At 63.8% G+C, this 17,900-nt stretch carries 20 protein-coding genes; 11 read left to right on the top strand and 9 right to left on the bottom strand.

Annotation, left to right across the window (positions count from 1 at the left end):
- The first annotated feature begins 1 nt into the window (after position 1).
- Positions 2–796: an alpha/beta fold hydrolase gene (locus ACWEQQ_RS06510; protein ID WP_452347473.1), complete on the top strand. Its 795-nt coding sequence runs from the start codon at positions 2–4 to the stop codon at positions 794–796.
- 6 nt (positions 797–802) lie between these two features.
- On the opposite strand, the gene ACWEQQ_RS06505 is transcribed toward ACWEQQ_RS06510, so the two are convergent.
- Both ACWEQQ_RS06505 and ACWEQQ_RS06500 read right to left on the bottom strand, forming a co-directional pair.
- On the bottom strand, positions 803–1,372 hold the full coding sequence (locus tag ACWEQQ_RS06505; protein WP_452347472.1) for a TetR/AcrR family transcriptional regulator: 570 nt from the start codon (positions 1,370–1,372) through the stop codon (positions 803–805).
- 508 nt (positions 1,373–1,880) lie between these two features.
- Complete coding sequence (locus ACWEQQ_RS06500; protein ID WP_452347471.1) at positions 1,881–2,498, bottom strand: GNAT family N-acetyltransferase; 618 nt, start codon at positions 2,496–2,498, stop codon at positions 1,881–1,883.
- 344 nt (positions 2,499–2,842) lie between these two features.
- Between ACWEQQ_RS06500 and ACWEQQ_RS06495 the strand changes: the two genes are divergently transcribed.
- The 5 genes from ACWEQQ_RS06495 (at position 2,843) to ACWEQQ_RS06475 (ending at position 5,974) form a co-directional block, all read left to right on the top strand.
- On the top strand, positions 2,843–3,469 hold the full coding sequence (locus ACWEQQ_RS06495) for a LysE family translocator (protein WP_452347470.1): 627 nt from the start codon (positions 2,843–2,845) through the stop codon (positions 3,467–3,469).
- A gap of 9 nt (positions 3,470–3,478) precedes the next feature.
- Entirely contained in the window at positions 3,479–3,658 is a 180-nt protein-coding gene (locus tag ACWEQQ_RS06490; protein ID WP_452347469.1) for a hypothetical protein, read from the top strand.
- A gap of 159 nt (positions 3,659–3,817) precedes the next feature.
- Positions 3,818–3,964, top strand: coding sequence for a hypothetical protein (locus ACWEQQ_RS06485; protein WP_452347468.1), 147 nt, complete (start codon positions 3,818–3,820; stop codon positions 3,962–3,964).
- Between the two features lie 128 nt (positions 3,965–4,092).
- Complete coding sequence (locus ACWEQQ_RS06480; RefSeq protein WP_452347467.1) at positions 4,093–4,563, top strand: hypothetical protein; 471 nt, start codon at positions 4,093–4,095, stop codon at positions 4,561–4,563.
- Between the two features lie 595 nt (positions 4,564–5,158).
- Positions 5,159–5,974, top strand: a complete 816-nt coding sequence (locus tag ACWEQQ_RS06475) for a class I SAM-dependent methyltransferase (protein WP_452347466.1) — start codon at positions 5,159–5,161, stop codon at positions 5,972–5,974.
- Between the two features lie 746 nt (positions 5,975–6,720).
- On the opposite strand, the gene ACWEQQ_RS06470 is transcribed toward ACWEQQ_RS06475, so the two are convergent.
- Positions 6,721–7,434 (bottom strand): cutinase family protein, encoded by a 714-nt coding sequence (locus ACWEQQ_RS06470; RefSeq protein WP_452347465.1) that lies wholly within the window; start codon positions 7,432–7,434, stop codon positions 6,721–6,723.
- A gap of 215 nt (positions 7,435–7,649) precedes the next feature.
- Positions 7,650–7,967 carry a winged helix-turn-helix transcriptional regulator gene (locus ACWEQQ_RS06465; protein WP_452347464.1) on the bottom strand — a complete coding sequence of 106 codons (318 nt, stop codon included), beginning with the start codon at positions 7,965–7,967 and terminating at the stop codon, positions 7,650–7,652.
- On the opposite strand from ACWEQQ_RS06465, the gene ACWEQQ_RS06460 reads away from it, so the two are divergent.
- Together ACWEQQ_RS06460 and ACWEQQ_RS06455 are read left to right on the top strand one after the other, a co-directional pair.
- Positions 7,870–8,952, top strand: coding sequence for an SDR family oxidoreductase (locus ACWEQQ_RS06460; RefSeq protein ID WP_452347463.1), 1,083 nt, complete (start codon positions 7,870–7,872; stop codon positions 8,950–8,952). The two genes, ACWEQQ_RS06465 and ACWEQQ_RS06460, sit on opposite strands and share 98 nt — an antisense overlap.
- 386 nt (positions 8,953–9,338) lie before the next feature.
- Positions 9,339–9,497, top strand: coding sequence for a hypothetical protein (locus ACWEQQ_RS06455; protein ID WP_452347462.1), 159 nt, complete (start codon positions 9,339–9,341; stop codon positions 9,495–9,497).
- A gap of 8 nt (positions 9,498–9,505) precedes the next feature.
- Here the strand turns inward: ACWEQQ_RS06455 and ACWEQQ_RS06450 are convergent, their stop codons facing one another.
- Together ACWEQQ_RS06450 and ACWEQQ_RS06445 are read right to left on the bottom strand one after the other, a co-directional pair.
- Positions 9,506–9,841 (bottom strand): VOC family protein, encoded by a 336-nt coding sequence (locus tag ACWEQQ_RS06450; protein WP_452347461.1) that lies wholly within the window; start codon positions 9,839–9,841, stop codon positions 9,506–9,508.
- Positions 9,842–10,214: 373 nt separating this feature from the next.
- Positions 10,215–10,883 (bottom strand): TY-Chap domain-containing protein, encoded by a 669-nt coding sequence (locus ACWEQQ_RS06445; protein WP_452347460.1) that lies wholly within the window; start codon positions 10,881–10,883, stop codon positions 10,215–10,217.
- Positions 10,884–11,277: 394 nt separating this feature from the next.
- Here ACWEQQ_RS06445 and ACWEQQ_RS06440 point away from each other — a divergent pair, with 394 nt between their 5' ends.
- Together ACWEQQ_RS06440 and ACWEQQ_RS06435 are read left to right on the top strand one after the other, a co-directional pair.
- Positions 11,278–11,694 carry a hypothetical protein gene (locus tag ACWEQQ_RS06440; protein ID WP_452347459.1) on the top strand — a complete coding sequence of 139 codons (417 nt, stop codon included), beginning with the start codon at positions 11,278–11,280 and terminating at the stop codon, positions 11,692–11,694.
- Positions 11,695–12,385: 691 nt separating this feature from the next.
- Positions 12,386–13,213 carry a YncE family protein gene (locus ACWEQQ_RS06435; protein ID WP_452347458.1) on the top strand — a complete coding sequence of 276 codons (828 nt, stop codon included), beginning with the start codon at positions 12,386–12,388 and terminating at the stop codon, positions 13,211–13,213.
- Positions 13,214–13,614: 401 nt separating this feature from the next.
- On the opposite strand, the gene ACWEQQ_RS06430 is transcribed toward ACWEQQ_RS06435, so the two are convergent.
- On the bottom strand, positions 13,615–14,271 hold the full coding sequence (locus ACWEQQ_RS06430) for a hypothetical protein (protein WP_452343804.1): 657 nt from the start codon (positions 14,269–14,271) through the stop codon (positions 13,615–13,617).
- Between the two features lie 1,069 nt (positions 14,272–15,340).
- Entirely contained in the window at positions 15,341–15,766 is a 426-nt protein-coding gene (locus ACWEQQ_RS06425) for a MarR family winged helix-turn-helix transcriptional regulator (protein WP_452343802.1), read from the bottom strand.
- A gap of 80 nt (positions 15,767–15,846) precedes the next feature.
- Here ACWEQQ_RS06425 and ACWEQQ_RS06420 point away from each other — a divergent pair, with 80 nt between their 5' ends.
- Positions 15,847–16,701, top strand: a complete 855-nt coding sequence (locus ACWEQQ_RS06420; RefSeq protein WP_452347457.1) for an SDR family oxidoreductase — start codon at positions 15,847–15,849, stop codon at positions 16,699–16,701.
- A 252-nt stretch (positions 16,702–16,953) separates the two neighbouring features.
- Here the strand turns inward: ACWEQQ_RS06420 and ACWEQQ_RS06415 are convergent, their stop codons facing one another.
- Complete coding sequence (locus ACWEQQ_RS06415) at positions 16,954–17,403, bottom strand: hypothetical protein (protein WP_452347456.1); 450 nt, start codon at positions 17,401–17,403, stop codon at positions 16,954–16,956.
- Between the last annotated feature and the right edge of the window lie 497 nt (positions 17,404–17,900).

The following is a 17,900-nucleotide window of genomic DNA, read 5'->3' as shown; positions in this document are numbered from 1 at the left end:
CGTGAATACCGAATCGTTTCAAACTCCGTTGGGTCCCGTTGCGTACAGCACGGCGGGCAGCGGTGAGGGCACCATTGTTTTCGTCCACGGTTGGACGTGTCATCGTGCGCACTGGGACGAGGTGATGGCTGAGTTGGCTTCTCGTTACAGTTTGATTTCGATCGATCTTCCCGGACACGGCGGGTCAGCCGCTACTGGCGGTCCTTACGACATCGCGCGATACGCAAGCGAGGTCGCTGCCATCGCCGCGACTGCCAAAGGGTCGGTGAGCTTGGTCGGCCATTCGATGGGAGCACCGATCTGCGTCGAAGCTGCCGGCCTGCTTCCGGATCGGATCACCAGGGTGATCGCCCTGGATGCGTTGGTGCATCGGGGCGTTTATCCGAGACAACGCAAGTGGGTTCTGTTGTTGTACCGGCTTGGCTTGAGGTGGCTTTACAGTTCGGTGACCCGGACGATCATCGACGCCTCGTTCGTCGAGCCCTACGACCAGGACCTGCGGACACGGATCACGGCCGACATGCGGGCAGTCCCACCCCGGGTGGGCCGGGCCGCGCTGAACTCGTTGCTGGAGTGGGACCGCGACGCGGCGATCGAGCGCACGACGGTACCAATCACCATCCTGCCGGCCGAAGGCATGTACGACCCGGCCGACGGCGAATCACTCGCCACCCGCTGCGAGATCGACCGACGACTCCCCGGCGGACACTTCTCCTTCATGGAAATCCCCAAGGAAACCGCACGACTCATCGCCGAAACACTCGATACCCGATCGCCGCAGAGTTCCGCCTGCTAGCCGACATCACTTCTCCAACAACCGCTCCGGCACGAGATGACGGGCCACTAAGTGGAATTCGGCGAGCGCGCCGGGGAGATCGCCGGTGTTCAGGCCGGTCACAACCAAGCCTCGGGCGGTCCATACCAAGGCCCGCGCGATAGCACGGGACTTTTCAGGTTCCAGGCCATCGCGTTCGCCGAGCCTGGTGAACAGCGTGATCCAATCGTCCAGCGAATCAAGAAATTCGCGGTAGGGCTGCGGGTCTTGGACCGCGAGGCCCAAGACGTAGAACAACGCTGCCATCCGTCGACGTCGAGCCGGATCGAGATACAACTCCTCCAGCAGCTGCACTGCTTTGCGGTAAGTACCAGCGATGTTCAGCTCGCGCAGCGCCTCCTGATCCTGACGGCGCATCTCGGTCAGCAGCGCGGCCAGAAATCCGTCGCGGGAACCGAAATGATGGATCAGCATGCGATGGCTGGTGCCAAGCTCAGCGGCAAGGCCACGAAGGGACAGGTCGGCGATCCTGTCCCTGCTATACAGCAGTTCTTCCCCGGCACGCAGCAATCGCGTACGCGGTGTGTCACCGGCCATGGACACCTACGTCGACCACAGTTCCAACCCTAACCTCAGGCCTCGCCCGCACTCGCGGTCGCGAACGAAGTACCAAGGTACATCCTGGGAAGCTCGTGGCTGGTAATGGTTGGCCTGCTGAGGTCCGGTTTGGCTCTGCCGAACATCTGGCGTTTGATGGTCTTAAAAGTTGACGTGTCCTTCGACCGGGCCGCTGTTCCAGGGCAGGGTAAATCCGGCGGTGACTGCGTCGAGGTCTCGGCGCATACCCCGGACGAACGAGTATGCCCGACAAGCGCATCAGGAGGACGTTCCCACGTCCACACACCCAAGGCCAGTCCGCCGCGGAGTGCAGCGCGGACGTCACGGTCGAAGCGTAGAAGCGAACCCCATGTACACCAGCGCGATGCAAACGTCCTGTACTGCCGCATACCGCGCTGACCGATCCGGCCATCGCGGGGCGCCGGCGGTCGGAACCTGTTGCGGCGCAGAACGTCCGCTACTGCCGATGAGTGTGCCTTCTTGCGACTCAGCGAGCGTTCTGCTGCGGTGGCCGCCACATCAACCACACTCGTGGACCGCCGAAGTACATCGTCGTCTGATCGCGAACCGCAAACCCGAAGCGCTCGTAGTAGGCGAGATTTCCCGGATTGCTGGTTTCCAGATAGGCAGAAGCGCTTTCGTGGTCACAGGGGCCGAGTCGGGACTGCAGTAGCTCACGGCCATAACCCATTCCACGCGCACCCGGAGATGTTCCGATCGCCTGTAGGTACCAGTGCGGCTCGCTCGGGTGTACGCGCTGTTTCTGGAAATCGGCCAGCCCCAGCCGCGGGATACGCGGCCCGAATGCCCGTAACAGGCCGGGCAACATGCCCATTTGAGCACGAATGGTGTGCCGCCAACGGCCCGGTGGCGCCCACAGGGTCGCACCCTGCACGGTGCCGGCGGCGTCCACAGCGACATCGACATGACCGTGCAGCAGGTGGTGCCGGGCCAGCGCGGTGAACATCGTCGTGGCCCGCGCCACCCGCGACTCAGAGTCCGGAAGCAGCCATCCAACATAGGGGTCGTCGTCGAACGCCGCCGCCAGCACGCCTGCCACGGAATCGACCTCGCCGGTGTCGGCAGCCCGGATCACCACGGCCATACCCGCAGTCTCGACACGCTAACCCCCCATCGATTGCTGCGCCGACCATCCGCGCAAATCTCAAAATCATTGATACACACCGCAATCAAGTGCGATCTCCGCTTACGACCTCTGACGATACCCAGCCGCTGCCGCGTTCGCCCAAGGAACGCATCCGAGGTCCAGGCGAACGCACTATTCTGCCGCATACCGCGCTGACCGAACCGGCCAACGTGGCATCTCGAAAGATCAACGGGTGGGGGTCATCTCGGGCGAGCGACCGGCCGCCGGCAGTGCGCGATCGTGCCGACGAGCGAGTGAAATCTGCACCGAATTCCAGTTTGGTGGCCAAATACGCTGTACCGGTGTTGCACTCATTGCTGTCCTTCGCTGTGGTCGCCGGCTTGCTCACCCTCGTTCCTGGTTTGGATACAGCGCTCGTGCTGCGGGCTGCCGTGAGTCGTGGTCGCCGCTACGCGTTCGCCTCTGCTGTCGGGATCGGGTGCGGCACGCTGGTATGGGGCGCGGCCGCAGCTGTAGGGGTCTCGGTCCTGCTCACAGCCTCGGAGCTGGCCTACACAGTGCTGCGGACTGCGGGCGCGATCTATCTGGTGTGGATGGGTATCGCCATGGTTCGCGATGGGCTTCGACATCCCTCGACACCCGAAGCCGCAGTGGACGATTCATCGCGGAGCACGTTCGGTGCCTGGGTGCGCGGGCTGGGCACGAATCTGCTCAATCCGAAGGTCGGCGTGTTCTATGCCGCCATGCTGCCGCAGTTCTTGCCGGACGGAGTACCGCATCTGCTGATGGGCTGTGCTCTTGCGGTGGTACACAATGTCGAGGGCATGTTGTGGTTCACTGTCATCATCAGCGCGGCAGGCGCCGCGAAGACTTGGTTGAACCGAGAAACCGTACGACGTGCGATGGACACCGTCACGGGAGCCATATTGGTTGGGTTCGGCCTGAAGTTGGCCACCAGTCACCGGTGACGCTCTGTTGTGCTCACTCTCGACGGTTGGTGGGTCGAGGAGAGCGGCGACTGCTGGCACAAGGACTGGGACGAACACACGTCCTACGAAGACGAGCCCGACTGCCCGATACCCCCAGGCGACAACGAGAACTACCTGGCGGCGCTGCCCGAAGACACAGTGCTTGTGCGGGTCTATTGCCACGGCTGACAACGCAATCATCTGCCGCTGACCGCACTGACCGAACGGGCGGGCGAAGGTCAACCGGCCGCGCCGATCCGAGGCCGAGCCGAACGCACCGTCGCTCCCTCGACAATTCGTCTTCTTCGGTATCTGGTCGGCGAACTGGTCTGCGGCGCGCCGCAGCCGGTGAACGTCACCGCCGCCCAGCGCTACGCCACCGACGGGACCACCGGCTTCTTCGAGGGCGCCACGCCCAGGGCCGACTCTGTGGAGGCCGCTCCCGGCGTCCAGGCGCTCGCGGCGCATGAAGAAGCCGCTATGACGCGCATGTGAAGCGCAGGGACATATTGAAGTATGGGCTTTTCAATTTGTATGCGCGGGGCCTCGCTACGCGGTTACCGTCGGAGCGGCACTCAGGTGCCGGCAACGACTACTCCAACGGGAAAGTACAGATGAGGCAAATGAGTTGGGCCGCCGTCACGGTGGCCATGCTGGCGATACCGGTCGTCGCGGCGGCATCGGCGTCGGCCACGGTCGACAATGTGAATCTGACACAGGTCGACACCGGCATCGGCGGATGTGAAGGGGCAGGCAATACCTGCACGATCTTGGTGACCACCAGCGGCGCGGACGCCCTGGCACCGGTCACGGTCACCTTGGACGGGCAGAACGTCGGCACCTTCACCCCGCAAGCCGGATCCACGACCGGCACCGGGATCATCCAGTACGTCTATCGCTCGAAGCTTCCCGAAGGCGTCTATAGCCTCACCGCCACGCAGGGCTCGTCGACCAAGTCCATGACGGTGCAGAACTGCGGCAGCCAGCCGACCGGCAGCTCCAGCGCCTCGGCCCAGTGCACCGGAAACGATATTCTCGGCGCTCTGATGATGCCGCTGATCATCCTCACCGGCTCCGGGCACACGCAACTCTGACCGACCAGTTGGGACAGTCGGTCAGTGGACGGTACGGAGTGCAGTGGTCGACGGCCCCCAGGCACACAAAGTGAATCGAACGCCGTTACGCAGCAATGGTTTTTGGCCTATCGGCGAGGTCGATCTTCTTCATCGACTCCAGTGTGCACGCAAATGACACGAAAACGGCCGGTCATCGCAACACCTGCGATGACCGGCCGCTTCTTGTGGTTCCAGCTGGATCGAACCAGCGACCATGTGACGGAGGTCGGATCTGGCCTTTCGCTCCACTTTCGGTGCCTCTGAGTCAGGAAACTGCTTGAAACCACTCGAGAATGGAGCAACAGACCAGTCCGCCGCCATAGGCCGGCCGCCAGGCAGCTCCCGAACGCGCCGTCATGCCGCGTGGCGAGCGGTTCGAACCGGCCAGCGTGGTCCTGTGGAAGATCAACGGCCCGAGACAACTCGGGCCGTTCCTGTGTCCGCACATGCCGATGTGCGGAAGTTCCGAAGTCCCTCGTTCGAAGTTGTTCTAGCAGTGTGGATTCGATCACTTGACGCTGGAGAAGGCGGGTAAACAACCCTCGGCTCATGACGCCGGGCTTAGCGTCTGGGCATGAGCTGGTCTTCACCGATTTCCTCGCCGGGTGACCCGTACTACTCGCTGCCGAATGAATGGGATTTCGCTGACGAACGCCTTGCCCTGCTCGGCGCGGCCTATGACTCAGCAAGTATCGCGCTCGCGCGACGGCTGGGTGTGCGTGCAGGATGGCGGTGTCTGGAAGCCGGAGCGGGCGGCGGGTCCTTTGCACGATGGCTGTGTAGTGCCGCACTGCCCGGCGGCCGAGTGCTCGCGGTCGATGCCGACCCTCGTCACCTCACCGACCTACCCGGCCGCGGCGGCGAAGTCGCCCAGCTCGACCTTGTCGCCGACGACATCCCTGAACGCGCATTCGATTTCGTCCACACTCGATTCGTACTGCTGCACATTGCCGACAGAGACATCGTTTTGGAGCGACTGGCCCGAGCGTTGGCGCCCGGCGGCGTTCTCATGCTCGAGGAGGGCGATGGGCTCGGTGTACTCGATGAAATGCCAGGTGCGTTCGGCGAAGTCTGGCGCGCCTTCGCACGCTCGACCGAAATCGCGGGTGCGAGTCAATCGTGGGCACGGAACCTTCCTGCGATGTTGGAGGCACTCGGGCTCGTTGATGTTCATGCCGAGGCGGATATCCCGATGTTTCGCGGAGGCTCACCGATGGCGCGCATGTGGAACCTGACCTGGGAGCAGGCCCACAACACCTTGGTCACTCTTGGTGTCCGCCCCGAGGTGATTGCCGCTGCGCAGGCCGAGCTGCAAGACGAACAGCGATGGCTCTACGCCCCACCCACAGTCCGTGCATGGGCCCGCCGAGACGACATACCCGATCTGTGAGACGGGCCGTCCACTATTTCCGCATACCGCGCTGACTGAACCGGCCAGCGCAGGCCGTCGACGGAGAGCTCGCCCCACAGCGAAGGAACGTCCGCTACTGCCGAATGCCGTGCATCAAGGGATCCGGGTTTCAGATCCGGTCGGCAGGATCCGGCGCTGGTATCGGTGGCAGGCGCTTGTCGTTGGCATGCCAGCGGATGTCACCACCGATGTGGTGCCCGGCGCCAATCACTGGGTCCTGGAGGAGAATCCGGCCTATGTGCTCAACAGCGTGCGGACCTTCCTGACGCACTGACGCATACACTCGAGGTCGGTTGGTGCCATCAGATCGACTTCGCGACGGTGTACATCAGCGAGGGGTCGGCATGATTCTTCACCTGGCCGGCACCGAGGGCAGAGGCGGACTTCTGCCGACCGGGCCCTCAGCGGCGGTCGATCAGCAGGACTGAACGCACTGATCTGCCGCATGGCGCGCTGACCGAACCGGCCAGCGCGGCACCTCGGAAGATCAACGGGCCGCAGGCATCCCGGGCGGCTGACAAACCGCCGGCAGTGCACGCTATTGCCGAGTTGAGTACGTTTCGTGGTTCGGCTGGACATCCACAGCAGTCAGAGTCTGGTTGCAGTACCGTGCTCGTGCCCGACGCAGAGGACGACCCCATGACCGATGCGGCATCCACCCACCACATACTCACGACCCATGGACGGCCCTCGGCAGCCGCCGGGCCGGGCCGCAGAAGGGGACGTTACGAGTCGAGCTGCTCGCGGACGAATGCCGCCGCCTGGTCCCGGTAGTCGTTGACGAAGTATGCGAAATGCCCAGGACTCAAGGCATTTCCGAACCCGGCGGCCGGATCGCCGCCCTGGCAGACGCGGTCGGCGGCATCGCAGTATGAGCGCACACGGCCGGTGAATTCGCCGAGGGCGCCGACGGGCAGCGCGGCGAAGCCCGACAAGGCAGGATCGTAATTGCCCCGGTCGAACGGGTCGGCGCCGTTGAACAGCGGACTGCCGAACAGGGCGATCGCGTCGATCTGCGCGGCGGCCTGGTCGGTCAACCCGGTTCGCGTGCGAAGCGTGTTGCCGATGACGCGGCTGCCCTGTGAGTAGCCGAGGAGGACGAGCTGCTGATTCGGGCATTCGGCCGCGGCCTCGTTCAACAGTGCCGTCAGGTTCTCCACTCCACGCCCGGGGCTGTCCGGGGCCGGCGAGGCGGGATACTCGAGTTCGGTCACAGTGGTGCTGCGGCCGGATTCCTGGGCGATCCGCCTGGCCGGCGGGGTCAGCAGCAGGCTGCCGGTCTGCGGTTCCAGCGTGCCGCGCACGGTGACGACGCGGACCTCCGCGCAGCCGCTGGTACTGGGAGAGGGCTCAGCGGACGCGATCGGGAGAACCGGCAACGCGAGTGCCGCGGCGACGGTCGCGGTCGCGCACAGCAGGATTCGAGATCGTTCACGCATGTGCCCAATGTATTGGGGCCAGCGGCCACAGCGCCAGCTACCGCCCGCCAGTTGAGAAAACGGCCCGACCGTCACCCGCTGACCGGCGAGATCCGCCGCTCCGGCCGCGGCGTCCGGCTGGCTCTAGAGAACTCGAGTGCACGCTCATGCCGATGAGCGAGTGAACGGGAGTTGCCGTGGCGAACGTCGACAGCTCACGCCCGGCGGCTAGCTGGTCACATGTTGCGTCGGTCGTATGCCTGTCGCGCAGCGGTCACGTCCGTGGCGTGGAGGCGAACCCACGCCAGGAAAGGGCGTAACGACTCCGTGAGGCTGTACCCGAGTTCTGTGAGTTCGTAGCTCACCTGCGGCGGCGTGGTGGTGGATTCCACGGTACGGAGTACGAGTCCGTCACGAATCTGGATCCGCAGCGTTTGCGACAGCATCTTGTCGCTGATGCGGTCAATCGCGGCGTGTAGCTGCGAGAACCGTAATGGCCCGTCCTGCAGAGCATTCAGAATGTGGCCTCCCCATCGACTGGTGACGTCGACCACCTCGCGCGCCGAGCATTCGATGTTAGATACGTCACCAGACTCTGATCTAGCAGCACCGGGGACCTGTGACCGTACCTCCATATCGGCAGCTTACCTACAGGTAGGTACCTACTCAGCGCGAGTTTGCGGACCTACTCTTCCGGCCATGTTGACAGTCGTTTTCGGGGCCAACGGCAACATCGGCCGCCATGTCGCGGCAGGATTGAATTCCGCTGGCGCACCGGTTCGTTTGACCAGCCGCGACCCTCGCAGGGCATCGCTCCCGCACGCAGCCGACGTGGTCGCTGCCGACCTGGACCGCCCCGAAACCTTGCAAGCCGCGCTCGACGGCGCTCGCAGAGTATTCCTCTACGCCAACCCAACTGGGATCGACGGCTTCGTGGCAGCCGCCGAATCCGCTGGCGTACAACACGTCGTCCTGCTCTCTTCGATCGCCGCCAGGGACCTCGACCCCGCCTCCAACCCCACCGCATGGGTGCACGCGCGGGTCGAATCCGCGCTCGAGGCATCGAATCTGGCTTGGGCGTTCATTCAACCCGGGATGTTCGCCACCAACACACTGTGGTCGTGGCAGCGGCCCATCCGCGAAATGGATGCCGTCCGGCTGCCATATCCAGACGCGCAGACCGCACCTGTCCACGAAAAGGACGTGGCTGCACTCGCAGTGGCCGCCCTGCTCGACCCAATTCATCGCGGCCGCGCCTATGTCGTCACAGGGCCCGAAACGCTCACCCTGCGTCGCCAAGTGCAGCACATCGGTGAGGCCCTCGGTCGAGACATCCAGATCGAGGAATCCTCCGTGGAGCAAACACACGCGGAACTCGTCAGGACCGTTCCGCCTTTCGTCGCGGACGCCATTCTCGACGGATGGAAGACCGCAGCCGAGGCACTGCCGTCGGCCAGTACCCCCATCACGAATATCCTCGGTAGCCCTGCACGGTCTTTCGCGCAATGGGCAACCGACCACGCCGCGGACTTCCGTTGAGCCACCGAACACCGCTGAGCGATCGAACATCCTCAATTGCCGCGACCCGAGCGGTTCGATGCGTCCACGGCCACCGCCGGCGACCGCACTGAACTGCCGATGAGTACATCCACTCGATGCAGGCCTGATGTCCGGTCATGCCGCACCCGCGTTGAGCTGACCGGCTGGCGCGGAGTCAGCAGGGCGATCCAGCAACGAGCATGCATTGCTGCGGTCGAACGCCGAGTCGGCGGCGAAGCTACAGTTGTGAGAATCACTGCGGTGCAAGCACTCCCGGTGCTGGAGATGGTTGCGGCGGAGCCGATCGAGAGTGATCATTGCAAGGGGATCGCGGGCGCGGTTCCGCGAATGTGGCAGCCGGACCGGTTGCCCTGGGGGGAGACGAAATGATCACCGGCGTTGTGCTCGTAGTGATTGCTGCCGCACTTGTGGCATTGACGTGGCGGGCTGCATCCGCCGCCAAAAGCCAACAGCCACAACAGCTCAACCGCGAAGATGGCGCTGCCACCACTGCGCACACCTGGGTGTGGAGCTGGATTCGCTGATCGGGCCGTCAAGCGATTTCCTCGGCCAGGCCAACGATGATGTCCTCGGGACTGCAGACGTAGCAGAGGCGGAAGATCTGTTCATATTGCTCCAGTTCGGCGCCGTGAGCGCGCAGGAGGGCGAGGACGTCATCGATATCGTCGACGACGAACATGACGCGGCGGATGCCCAGGGTGTTCGTCGGGGCGGGTTTCGGGTCGGGAGTGACGGTCTTGGGCGTGTGGAACTTCGCCAGTCCGATCTTGTCGGGGCGATCCGCGATTCGTGGCATGGCGACTTCGTGGCGGACGTCATCGAGGCAGATGATGCGTTCCACCCCGTGGCCCTCGATCGGCCCCTGCACTCCGATTCCATGGATGCCTCAACAAACCAGAGGTTCTCGCCTGGTTCCGCGCTGCCCTGGACGCTATCTACGCGGCCCTGGAAGGGGACCAGCCATACATCGTGATCGACGGAGAAGTTCTCGACGAGTACACATTCGATGAACCCGACAACATAGTCCGGCCGTTGCTGGACTGTCCGAGGAACTACAGGCACATCAGTTCATAAAGCATGTAAGGAACGTCCGCTACTGCCGCATACCGCGCTGACCGAACCGGCGAGAGCGGGGCATCGGAAGATCAACGGGCAGAGCGCCGTACGGCCGCCAGCAGTGCCCGCTCTTAAGTAGCCGATGACCGAGTGACTGGGGGAGATCGCCCAGCCACCGCCATCACTTACCTGCGGACGCCGAACGCCGTGATATCTGGATAGGAGTAGTCCGAGGCGTTGTTCCATCCGGTCACCTGCAGATCGGTGGGAGAACCGATGCCGATGATGTCCCGAAGGGCATGGCTGACGGTGTCGGCGGCAGCCTCGAATTCTTCGTATCGGGCCGGCCATCGCATGGTGCGTTCCCACCAACCCTCGTTGGGTCCGAGCCCAGCGTGCCAGTTGTTCGCGGTCATCACTGCCCGATCGGCGTGCGGGATGGGTTGGACCGCACCACCGCTCATGCCTGCTCGCACGAAACAGCCGATCTCGAACCAGTCCATCTCGAATTGCGCGATCCCCTCTTGCCCCATGGTCAAGACCAGCTGTTCATCCGAGCGAAGCCGGTTCAAGGTCAAGGCCAGGGCTGATGAGAACTGCGGCCAGCTTCGCGGTCGGTCCGGCAGGGCCTCCAGGTCCTCGTCCGCTGTGTCAATGACCGGTGCCGTTCCGGCGTCGTGTCTTTCATCCAGTCGGTTACAGGGACGAGTATCTCCGTGACCAACTGGTCGGGGAAGCCTTCGCGCTCGAGAAATACTCGACCGTAGATGGCCCGTGCGTAGGTGTCTTGAAGGTCGAGCCCCGTTCAGAGGTCGGCTCCACGCTCCCGGGGTCGCTGCCCGACTACGGCCCACCCCGCCGCATCGCTGAAGCGCTGGACGTCTTCCATCGCCCAGGTCCAGTCGAAATCTGCGACTAGACAGGCGAGATGGACTGCTCCGTCGAGATCAGCGTGCACGCTCGGATCCTACGGTCATGACCTGGAAGCTGTTGGGCCAGTGCCATGCTGAGCCAACACACTGTAATGCCGCGACCCGGGCGGTTCGAAGGGGCTGGCGCGAGAAGTCTTGTGCACCAGTGCGGGTGAGGTTTGGAGTTCGGTGGCCTGCGTGCCCATGAGAATAGGGGCGCAACGGTTTTCGCCTCGGACGCGAAAGACACGGTAGTGCCGGATGGAAGAACATCCGGCCGAACGAGCGGACGCCGACGTGGCGTGGCGCTGTCCGATACATCGAATTGGGGGACCTCATGACTGCCTTTGCCACGGCCACCCGTAAAGCGGCCGTCGCCATGATTGCGATCGCGGCGGCGCTCTTCATCCCCTTGGCAGGCGTGGGTGCCGCCAGTGCCAGCGGGGTCAATGCCGAGATCAAGTTCGCGCTCGGCGCCGACCACGGCGCCGTGGACGGCTATATCAACCGCGGATACTCCGACACCTGGTACTTCGACGCCCGCGCCGGTCAGCAGCTGAGCACCGACATCATCTCGCACTACACCTCCGCCTCGGGAACCGCTGTCTACACGCTCACCGCACCCGATGGCCAGCAGTTGGCCATCGACACCACCGGAACCCAGCTTTACCTCCCGGCCACGGGCGCCTATTACCTGACCATTACCTCGCCCGAGCACGACGCCTCGTACACGCTGAACCTCCAGATCGACTGAGCGTCCCTGGTCAGGGGTACGAGCGGAGGTTGAGAATCGATCGATTCTCGACCTCCGCCCGTGTGTTCCCGCGCTGTTCGGCTCGAGCTGCGCAGGCAGCCGAAGACCAGTCGGCCGTCCTGATTCGAGGCTGGTCGAACGCACCCTCATGCCGCATACCGCGCTGGCCGAACCGGCCACGCGTAGCGGCATCGACCTCCTCCCGTGACCAGATCTGACGTGTCCTGATCGGCGAGACATGTTGCGGTACAGAATGTCTCGCAGTGGTCAAAAACGACAAGGTCGACTTCTGGACATCCGCCACTCGAACTGCCCGGGATCCGGATGGCGACGGTGGGCACGCCCCGAAACAGACCGTGAACTACGGTTGCAGAGAAGATTGCAAGATCAACGGGGGAAGTGCGTGTTTCGACCGGGTCGTTTTCGGTGTCCATCAAGGCTTTTCGGGGCGTTCGGCCTCACCGCGGCCGTCGTGCTGACGATCGGCGGCTGCGCATCCCCGGCTCCCGCTACCCACTTCTCGCCCCCAGCTCCCACCACGACAAAGGATCCGGCGACCAACCGGGACTTCGACGATCTCGGGGTGGGAGCTTACCGGAGTTACGGGGCCGTAGAAGTGGGTAGCGGGCCGCGCGGCGTCGCCGTCGATCCGGGACTGCACCGAGCCTACGTCGTCGACCAGAACCCTGCCATGCCGTCCGTTCCAGTCACCGTCTCGGTGCTCGACACCCGGACGCGGGCGACCGTCGCCACGATCACCGTGGACGATGTGTTCGTCCGCGAGACACAGCCACTCGTCGTCGATCCCGCGACGCATCTCGTATATTTGCTGAGCGTCGGCACGCGCGGAAAATTGGTAGTCATCGATCCGGCCACCGATTCGGTGACCGCGCGCATCTCCGTCGGTGAACATACGGATTCCAGCGCCCTGGCCATCGATTCCGACCGACACCTCGCCTATGTCGCCAACGATTACTACGCGACGGTCGTGGCGATCGACACCAACAGCCGGGACATCGTGGCCGTCATCCCGGTCGGCGCGCACCCCGCGGCGCTGGCGATCGATCCGGCGAGCCATCAGGTATGGGCAGCCGCAGCGGGCAGCCTGTCGATCATCGACCCCGATGCTCTCGAGGTGAGCGCTACAATCCCCGCCACCGCGGAACCACACGGCGCCGCAATCGACTCCGAAACCCACACCGTCTACATCACCGACTTCACCGGTACCTCGGTCATGCTGATCGATACCGCAACCCATGCAGCAACCCACATCTCACTCCAACTCGAACCGTCCTACGCGGTAGCGATCGACCCATTCCTCCACACCGCCTACCTCACCTCCGGCGCCTTCGGCAGCATCACCATGATCGACACAAGAACCCACACCCTCACCGCTTCCCGCACCTCCGGCCATTCCCCCGGCTGGACAGGCGGTATAGCCGTAGACCCCACAACCCACGAGATCTACGTAACTCACGGCGAAACCGCCCACACCGTCGAAGTACTCACCCCCGTCTGACCATACCGATCGATCGCACCCGCCTCGAACCGTCCGGTTCGAGGCGGGTGCACACCGTGGGCTCCACTGAGTGTTTCAAGGCGGTCAACGGACGCTGAAATTCGATGGGGGTCGATTCGGATGCCGAAATCCCAGGGGCGCAAGCCGAAACACACCAACAGAACGCCCTGGCCTGTCGTCGCGATCGGAGCAGCCGAGGGTCGGTACTGGCGAACCGGCGTCGCTGTGCCCTAAAAGCGCACGAGTCCCACAGGTCGATCACACATCCGCTACTGCCGCTTCCCGCGCTGACCGAACCGGCCGCAGCAATTCGGCATCGTCGCTCTCAACGTGCCGCCGATTGCTGATATCCCCGGTGCGAAACAGCTGCTGCAGCAGGGCGAGCGAGATGAGTGGTGGGCCTATGAAGAAGGATGCATCGGCGACGCCTGGGAATCGGCCCGATAGTTGTGACGCTGGGAGGGATCGGCGGCTTCGAGTCTTCTGAGCTGGCAGGCGATTGCAGCTTGTTCCTCTGATTGCGTACTGCTCGGGTGATGAATCCACCAGCCCGGCCCCCAGCGCAGCACTTTGCCGTACACCGTCAATACCAGGCCTCCATCGAAATCGGCTGCCGGAGTACGGATGTCGCGCACCAATGGATCAGGATCGAAACCACCCTCGAAACGGCCCTTCCCGGGCACATACCGCAGGACACGTTCGTCCCAGCAATCGAAAAACACCCATCGGCCGCCGTCGGCCGAGGCGTAGCACAGTACCCGCTTGCCTACACGCAAGCTCGGTGAGCCGAAAGCGGCCTCTACCTCACTGCAGCGGATGTCGCGATCGGCCACCCACTCCCGCACATTTTGCAACGGCAACCATTCGTCGGCAGTGAGCAAGCGGTCGGTGGGAAGGTAACCCAAACGGTGGTATTGCTCGGCATACACCGAGGCCACCTCCGCCGTGTGACTGTCCTTCACACCGAAGATCGCCGCGAACGGGCCGGCTACTCCACGTTTTCCGAAGCTACGCAACACCTCTCGGACTTGTTCGTATTCATCGTCACGTTCGTCCAAGTAGCAGAGATTTCGCAGTAGCTCACGGGCCACCGACTCCATCTCGTTACCAGTACTGGCCCAAGTCTCAGGCCGGGTGAATACGTTCCTTGCCTCAGCCAACCAGCGCTGCTTCAGATCATCCGATGACCGCACTTGCCGAGCCTAGTCAAGCTGGGCGGAACGCACTCGCTCGGCGCTGGCTGCGCTGACTGAAGCGGCCGGGAGCCGCTGCGGCTGTGTAACAGGTTGGCCTCGACCACGATCCAGCTGACATACGGGGATGGTGAGGAGACGGCGGCATGAGAACACCGCGCAGGCACCGGCTGTGGTGGGCGCGGGTCACTGCGGGCGCGGTAGCTGCGGTGGCGCTGCTCGGCGGTGGCTTGATTGCCTTCTGGTCCAGTGACCATCCGGCACCTCCCGGGCCCGTGACCGAGCTTCCGCCTGTCACCGTGCCGCTACCCACGAAACACTGGGTGGACAGCGGGAATTGACCATCTCCGAATGCTGACGACGCACCGGAGGTGCGCAGGGAGCGCGCCAAGAGTTCTATTTCCACGAGAGTTCCTCGAAGCCCGGCGCGCAGGAGTTCGTCGGCAATGGACCGCGCTTGAGATAGCGACAGCGGTCGGGACTTGGCGAAGGGCGCGCATTACCGATGCCGGCGTGGCGCTCCCGGTGCGGAGTTCGAGAATGCCGGGGCCGTTGGCCGCCAGGATCGCCGCTCGAACACTCGCTGGCGGCGGTTCGAAACCGCACTCGTACCATTCGGTTTCGCACATTTGGCATGTCCCGGGCAGATCCCACCTATGTTTGCCACCCGTCAGGGCTTCGACGCCGGTAGCCTCGGCCGGCGATCCGCACTTGATGCAATCTCTCACGTACGGCGCAGACTCGACCACGGTGCCCATGAGCCGAACCTAGACCGGGAACCGGTCTACGCCAACCATCCGGAAATGCCGCGACCCGCGTGGTTCGGAGCGGCCGACACCTGCGGAAAGTCAACGGGCAGAGTGCGTCACGATCGTCAGCGGTGCGTGCTCACGACGAATGTCGCGTATTTCGAGGGCTGGTGATCGGTTGTCGGTCAGTCTGTGAGCAGGATGGTGAGCAGGGTGCGGAGTTGGTGTTGTTGCTCGGTGGTCAGCCGGGCCAGTGGTTGGCTGGCGAAGGGCATGCGGGCTTGTAGGTCCTCGGCGACGCGTCTGCCCTGATCGGTTGCCGCGACCAGACGCACTCGTCGGTCGTTCGGATTCTCCTGGCGCTCGATCAAGCCGCGGGTCTGCAATTTGTCGACGAGGGCGGTGACATTCGACGGCTCGGCGTGGAGGTGTTCGGCGATCCGCCGGGTCACGACCGGCTCCTGTGCTGCCAGCAGCGCTTTGGCCTGCATGGGCGTCAACCCATGGGCGCCGGCCGCTGCCTCCGCCTCGGTGGCGTAGCGGCGATTGATTGCCGCGAACAGCCCTACCACCTCGGCCGTCAGTTCCCGCTGCTCCTGCTCGCTCGACATGCCCTCCACTATAGCGATACCTCATCATAATTATGATGTATTATGATTATGGTTCATAACCAATAGCCAGGAGGAACCCCATGAGCCCGTCCATCGACCGGAAAACCGTCCTGATCACCGGCACCTCGACCGGCATCGGACTGCACACGGCCATCCACGCCGCCCGCTCCGGCTGGCAAGTCATCGCCACCATGCGCGACACCGGCCGCTCGACCGCACTCGTCGAGCTCGCCCGGGACAACGGCGTCGCCGACCACATCGAGGTCCGACAGCTCGACGTCACCGATCCGGACTCCGTCCACCGCTGCGTCTCCGGCGTCGTCGACGACCACGGCCACCTCGACGCACTGATCAACAACGCGGGCGCCGGCCACCTGGGCACCCTCGAACTGGAGGACATCGGCGAGATCCGCGCCGTCATGGAGGTCAACTTCTTCGGCGTCCTCGAAGTCACCCGCGCCGCGCTCCCGCAACTGCGCGCCACACACGGACGAGTACTCACCGTCAGCAGCGTCGGCGGGGTCATCGGACAGCCGTTCAACGAGGCATACTGCGCCGCGAAGTTCGCCGTCGAGGGCTTCATGGAAGCGTTGGCCCCGGTAGCCGCGCAGACCGGGGTCGCGGTCAGCGTCATCGAACCCGGTGCCGTCGCAAGCGAATTCGTCGCCAACGTCGGCGGACGCGAGATGCTGGCCACGAACGCGGCCGGACCGTACGCTTCAGCGCTGGCCGCCTACCGCAAGCGCACCGAGGGCGCCTTCGCCAACGCCCAATCCGCCGAGTCCGCCGCCCAGGCCATCGTCGAAGCACTCGACTCCACCGACCTCCCGTTCCGAGTCCAGACCTCCGACACCGCCCGAAACTTCGTCGCCGTCAAACTCGCCGACCTCGACGGCGTGAAAGTGCAGGACGTGACCGGCGCTTGGATCGGGTGAACCACCCGGCCACAACCAGGCACGTCGTACCCGGATGCGGGCGAGCGAATCATCAATTCATCGCGCCGCCCACACCTACGCACCTTCCTCGCGCTGGTCACCCGTTTCGAACAGACCTCTGTTGAACGCACTCATCTGACACATACCGCGCTGCCCGAACCGGCCAGCGCGGATCCTCGGAGGATCACGCGCCGAGTGTCATGCGCCCGCCGGCGGCGCACAGCTGTCGCGGCCAGGCGGGAGATTTGTAGATCAGTCCTTCCTCTGCCGGTAACTGAGTAGGGATCTGCGCAGACCGCTGAACGCGTAGGCGGCCGCCCACACTGAAATCAGAATGAGGACAACGAACATCGGTAGCCAGCTGCTCTTATGATGATCAACGCTCCACCAGACCACCGTAAACAGAATCGCGCAAATAAACAGCAGGATGTCGCGCAAGCTGCCGCGATAGGAGGCGGCCGCTCTGCGTAGCAGCTGGTATCGGTTGACGGTCGCGACCAGGTCGTCGATGCGACTGTCGATGGTCCGTTGGAGTTCGGCTCGCCGCTCCACCTCCTGCGGAGGTAGGCGTTCCAGCAGTTCCATATCCTGCTTGATCGTCTTGCGGACGTCCGGGCCCTTCAGATATCCCGCCGCTGCACCGAGAGCCAATCCACCAGCGATGGGCGCGATCCCCACGGCAAGGTCAACCAAAGCGGGCATGCTTCCGTCTCCTCGGCCACCCCATCAATATCGCGGCAAAAGTATCGCCCAGATCATATGCCCGGTCGTGTACCACCGTGTCGATCGAAACGCCGACCTCGATGTATCTGGTCATGCTTGACTGACCAGATGTTTGGCCGGCATTGCGACGAGAACAGCAAAGGTACCGGTATCGGGGTAAGAGGGTCGTCATCCTGACAGCGCTCGTACGAATCGCGCCATGCTGCGTCCAGTCGATTGAGCGGCGGACGCTGCAGAGATTGGCCGCGGTTCGGAATAGTCGGAGGCGTGGCGATAGGCAATTCTGCTGATTGCCTCGAGGAAGTCGTCGACGCTACCGCAACCCCGGTGAATCGACTGACTCACTGACGACGCTCACCACCCGTGGCGGTCCGAATTCATCGGGCCGCCATCGAGTGCGGAGGCGCGACGGGGCCTGCCGCGCGGGATGATGAAGGCAATCGCGGGAATCCGGGTTGAGCGATGCCGTGGTGGTG

The organism is Nocardia sp. NPDC004123, from assembly GCF_053603795.1.
The sequence above is the reverse complement of the archived record's forward strand: the minus strand, read 5'-3'. Positions and strand labels throughout refer to the sequence as shown.

Excerpts from the sequence above, each read along its gene's own strand:
- ACWEQQ_RS06500 (WP_452347471.1), bottom strand. The coding sequence starts at position 2,498 with ATGGCCGTGGTGATCCGGGCTGCCGACACCGGCGAGGTCGATTCCGTG.
- ACWEQQ_RS06425 (WP_452343802.1), bottom strand. The coding sequence starts at position 15,766 with ATGTCGAGCGAGCAGGAGCAGCGGGAACTGACGGCCGAGGTGGTAGGG.
- ACWEQQ_RS06475 (WP_452347466.1), top strand. The coding sequence starts at position 5,159 with ATGAGCTGGTCTTCACCGATTTCCTCGCCGGGTGACCCGTACTACTCG.
- ACWEQQ_RS06480 (WP_452347467.1), top strand. The coding sequence starts at position 4,093 with ATGAGTTGGGCCGCCGTCACGGTGGCCATGCTGGCGATACCGGTCGTC.
- ACWEQQ_RS06420 (WP_452347457.1), top strand. The coding sequence starts at position 15,847 with ATGAGCCCGTCCATCGACCGGAAAACCGTCCTGATCACCGGCACCTCG.
- ACWEQQ_RS06415 (WP_452347456.1), bottom strand. The coding sequence starts at position 17,403 with ATGCCCGCTTTGGTTGACCTTGCCGTGGGGATCGCGCCCATCGCTGGT.
- ACWEQQ_RS06435 (WP_452347458.1), top strand. The coding sequence starts at position 12,386 with ATGCCGTCCGTTCCAGTCACCGTCTCGGTGCTCGACACCCGGACGCGG.
- ACWEQQ_RS06470 (WP_452347465.1), bottom strand. The coding sequence starts at position 7,434 with ATGCGTGAACGATCTCGAATCCTGCTGTGCGCGACCGCGACCGTCGCC.
- ACWEQQ_RS06460 (WP_452347463.1), top strand. The coding sequence starts at position 7,870 with ATGCGGTCAATCGCGGCGTGTAGCTGCGAGAACCGTAATGGCCCGTCC.
- ACWEQQ_RS06440 (WP_452347459.1), top strand. The coding sequence starts at position 11,278 with ATGACTGCCTTTGCCACGGCCACCCGTAAAGCGGCCGTCGCCATGATT.
- ACWEQQ_RS06455 (WP_452347462.1), top strand. The coding sequence starts at position 9,339 with ATGATCACCGGCGTTGTGCTCGTAGTGATTGCTGCCGCACTTGTGGCA.
- ACWEQQ_RS06505 (WP_452347472.1), bottom strand. The coding sequence starts at position 1,372 with ATGGCCGGTGACACACCGCGTACGCGATTGCTGCGTGCCGGGGAAGAA.